The organism is Arsenophonus endosymbiont of Bemisia tabaci Q2, assembly GCF_902713415.1.
Taxonomy (GTDB): domain Bacteria; phylum Pseudomonadota; class Gammaproteobacteria; order Enterobacterales; family Enterobacteriaceae; genus Arsenophonus.
Window position 1 is genome coordinate 1 of record NZ_CACTIE010000074.1, and the last position, 2,237, is coordinate 2,237.

Below are 2,237 nucleotides of genomic sequence, written 5' to 3' on the forward strand. Positions count from 1 at the left end.
ATTTATTATCAATGAATTGCATGATGGCTATCATACTTGTCTAAATTTAGCAAAATGAGCATTAATTATGTAAAATAGTGTTAACATCATCTCATTACAATCTTTATCTCTATTATTTTTATAATCATAAACAAATAATCACAAAATGTAGAAAATGATCCTATAAAATCTATATTACAAAAAATAAGAGGGAAAATTACTATAAAAACAGTACAATTAGTTAAACTAAGCATAGTTAACAGATTATGCTTTAGCGCCTTAATTTAATAAAGTAATAATATTATGTGCAGAACTGTTTTATTACAGATGACTAATTGCTAACGCTAAATTTTTTGGCAAAATAACATAAAAATTAGAATATTACGTTATTTATTTATTTTGTTAATTGAATAGCAAGTCAATTTACAAACGGGCTAATTATCAGGGTATATCATGAATACATCCATTATCTATACCGAATCTTCGATGAACTTTGGTGGCCAAGAAGCTCAAAGTTTACTACAAATGAAAGGCCTAATACATCGAGGCTTTAACGTAACTTTAGCTTGCCATATTGACAGCCAAATTGCACATGAAGCAAAAAAAAACAACATTCCTATCTATCATGTTTCATTTACTAATAGTGCTCATCCTACGTCAATCATACGTCTACGGAGACTACTACGCCAGCAGCAAACAATTTTAGTTGTTTGTCACAGTGGCCATGATGCGAATAACCTTGCCATCGCAGTAAAAACATTAGCTAAGAAACAACGACCATATGTACTGCGACAAAAAACCTATCTGTCGGCTAAAATAAAAGCCTTCAGTATGAATCACTTATTCGATTACGTCATTGTACCCAGCGAACCAATGCGAAAAACATTATTGCAATCTGGTTGTATGCCACAAAAGGTGAAGGTTGTTCATCCTGGATTTAATTTTTCTAAAATGGTTGCCGAAAATGATACACCTGTCGCTGATAGTCTTTTAACTTGGATAAAAGATGGAACAGCGCGAATAATAATTCAAGTCGGTATGCTAAGAGAAGAAAAAGGACATGATATTATTTTAGCAGCACTCGCCCAATTAAAGCGTCAAGGCCGTTCATTTCGTTATTTAATTATTGGTGATGGCGCTTGTAAGGCTAAATTACAGAAAAAAATTATCGACTATGATTTAGAGCCTGAAACACTGCTAGCCGGTATTGTTTTTCCTTCTTCTTCCATATATTCATATGCATCTTTAACGGTAATTCCTTCTACTAAGGAAGCGTTTGGTATGGTAGCGGTTGAATCACTTTTCTTTGCTGTGCCCGTCTTTGCTAGTAATGTGGGTGGGCTACCTGATATTATCCAGCATAAAAGCAATGGACTATTACTACCATCATCTGATATCAACAATTGGGTAGCAGCTATTGATGATTTTCTACAACAACCTAAAAAATATCAAGAAATGGCACAACGAGGACAACTTCAGGTAACCCAAAAATTTTCAATCGAGTCATGCTTATTCCGTCTGTTACAAATTGGCAAAGTATCTGATACTAATTCTCATAATAAAGCTTCTCAGGAGCGAACAAATAATTAAAGTCATCCAAATTAAATAAAAACTCTGTAGTGATAGCTGATTTATCAACTAATGCTGACAGCTAACTCTATTTGTCTTATAACTACAAAAATTACTAATATTCTCTTTTTTTTATAATTATTTGATCGATTAATGATATAACATTAACATTTATGTAATATTTAAATACTTGCCATTATGCTAACAATTGAGTCAAAATACTTAACTACGTATTAATCAATGATTTTATTAATATAATGAATGCAACAACTATTCCTATTCTTATGTATAGCTGCGCGACTTTAAAATGATTACAAGTAATTACTCTATATCATTAGATTTATATTGGAGAAAAACATATATTTTGTAATCAAAATTAAGACGCTTAGCTATATCATCATGTTAGCCCGTCTCCCGCATTAGTTACTTTATCACCAAAAACTTTCACACAACAGATGACATGGCTCGCTAATAGCGGCTGGAAAACCTTTTCCCCGAAAGAGTGTCATGATCACGTCATGATGATAGTTATTTAGACAATTGGGTTTACGCTTTTCCTGTATTGGAAAGATTGCAGCTATAGTTAAGCAACTTAATTTTGATGACATTATTTATATGAGCTATTCAATTGATTTTAGAAGTAAAGTGATATTTACGATGGAAGAAGAAGGGTTGAGTATCCGAGAAAC

At 32.2% G+C, this 2,237-nt stretch carries 1 protein-coding gene; it reads left to right on the forward strand.

What is annotated here, in order from left to right; translation table 11 throughout:
- The first annotated feature begins 432 nt into the window (after positions 1–432).
- Positions 433–1,569: a glycosyltransferase family 4 protein gene (locus tag ARSQ2_RS04125; RefSeq protein ID WP_181994453.1), complete on the forward strand. Its 1,137-nt coding sequence runs from the start codon at positions 433–435 to the stop codon at positions 1,567–1,569.
- Positions 1,570–2,237: the final 668 nt, after the last annotated feature.

Coding starts and splice junctions, on each gene's coding strand:
- ARSQ2_RS04125 (WP_181994453.1), top strand. CDS start 433: ATGAATACATCCATTATCTATACCGAATCTTCGATGAACTTTGGTGGC.